Source organism: Microvirga sp. P4_G7 (genome assembly GCF_056401005.1).
The window spans coordinates 1-1,610 of the sequence record NZ_JBFUKD010000770.1; the positions used below are offsets into that span (position 1 = coordinate 1).

The 1,610-nt window shown below is 62.1% G+C and carries 2 protein-coding genes; both read left to right on the forward strand.

Annotation, left to right across the window (positions count from 1 at the left end):
- A partial coding sequence (locus tag AC1DT3_RS20495) for an ATP-binding cassette domain-containing protein (RefSeq protein ID WP_477467049.1) occupies positions 1–512 on the forward strand: 512 nt, incomplete at its 5' end.
- Positions 509–1,610, forward strand: a 1,102-nt coding sequence (locus AC1DT3_RS20500) for a M20/M25/M40 family metallo-hydrolase (protein WP_477467050.1), incomplete at its 3' end; no start/stop codon positions are given. The genes AC1DT3_RS20495 and AC1DT3_RS20500, both read left to right, overlap by 4 nt.

A 1,610-nucleotide genomic window follows, 5' to 3' on the forward strand; every position in this document is an offset into this window, starting at 1 on the left:
CCCATGATCAGGAGGAGGCGTTCTCGATCTCCGATCGTGTCGCGATCATGAATGCCGGCCGCATCGTTCAGCTCGACACGCCGGAGGTGCTGTATCGCCGCCCGGCCAACAGTTTCGTCGCCCGCTTCGTCGGCTTCGACAACCTCATTCCCATGCGCGTCGTCGCGCGGGAGGGCGGAAGAACGGTTGCGGAGATGGAGGGCGGAGCGAGGATCTCCCTTGCCGTGGACGATTTCGGCATGATCCCGGACCGTTTCATTCTCGGCGCCCGGGCTGACGGCCTCCTGGTCGATCCCCATGCCGGGGAGGGAATACCGAGCACCCTCGGCTTGCGCACCTATCTCGGCCGGGCCTATCAGTACAAATGCGCGACGCCAGCCGGACCATTGGTCGCCAACGGTCCCCTGGACGAGCCGCAGGAGTTTGGTGCGAGCGCTCTCTTGAGCATCGTTCCAAAGCAATGTTGCGTTTTGCCGGCGGATGACGCCGTTCGAACGAGGAAGTTTTCGTGACCGACCATCTGCCAGCCGTTCTCGACCGCATCGATGCCGACCTGAGCAAAAGTCTCGATCGCCTGTTCGATTTGATCCGCATCCCCAGCATCTCGACCGATCCGGCCTACAAAGACGATTGCCGCAAGACGGCCGAATGGCTCGCTTCCGAATTGCGCGATCTCGGGTTCGACGCTTCGGTCCGTCCGACGACGGGGCATCCCATGGTGGTCGGCCATCAAACCGCCGCGACCAAGGGCCCGCACGTGCTTTTCTATGGGCACTACGACGTGCAGCCCGTCGATCCGCTGGAATTGTGGAAGACGCCACCCTTCGAGCCGACGCTGGTTCCCGCACCCAATGGGGACACCTGGATCGTCRCGCGCGGAGCATCCGACGACAAGGGTGCTCTGATGACCTTCGTCGAAGCCTGCCGCGCCTGGAAGGCCGTCTCCGGTGAATTGCCCATTCGCGTGTCGATCCTGTTCGAGGGTGAGGAGGAATCGGGAAGTCCGAGCCTCAAGCCGTTTCTCGAAGCCAATCGCGACGAATTGTCGGTCGATGTCGCGCTCGTCTGCGATACGGACATGTGGGACAACGAAACTCCCGCCATCACGACCATGCTGCGCGGCCTTGTCGGCGAAGAGATCGAAATCACTTGCGCCGATCGGGACCTGCATTCCGGGATGTTCGGTTCCGCGGCGCGCAACCCCATCCATCTTCTGACGGAGATTCTGGCAACGCTGCGCGATGCCGATGGCCGCATCACGCTTCCCGGTTTTTACGACGGTGTTTCCGAGCTTCCGGCCGCGGTGAAGGAGCAATGGGGACGTTTGCCGTTCGACGAAGCCGCGTTCTTGAAACAAGTCGGCTTGAGCGTGCCGGCAGGCGAAAAAGGTCGCAGTGTCCTGGAGCAGATCTGGGTGCGTCCGACCTGCGAAATCAATGGCATCATCGGCGGTTATACCGGTGAGGGCTTCAAGACGGTCATTCCTTCCAAAGCATCGGCGAAAGTCTCGTTCCGGCTCGTGGCGGGGCAGGATCCCGCGAAGATCCGCGAGGCGTTCCGCGCTCATGTTCGCGCGCTCATCCCCTCCGATTGCTCCGTGACCTTCAAGG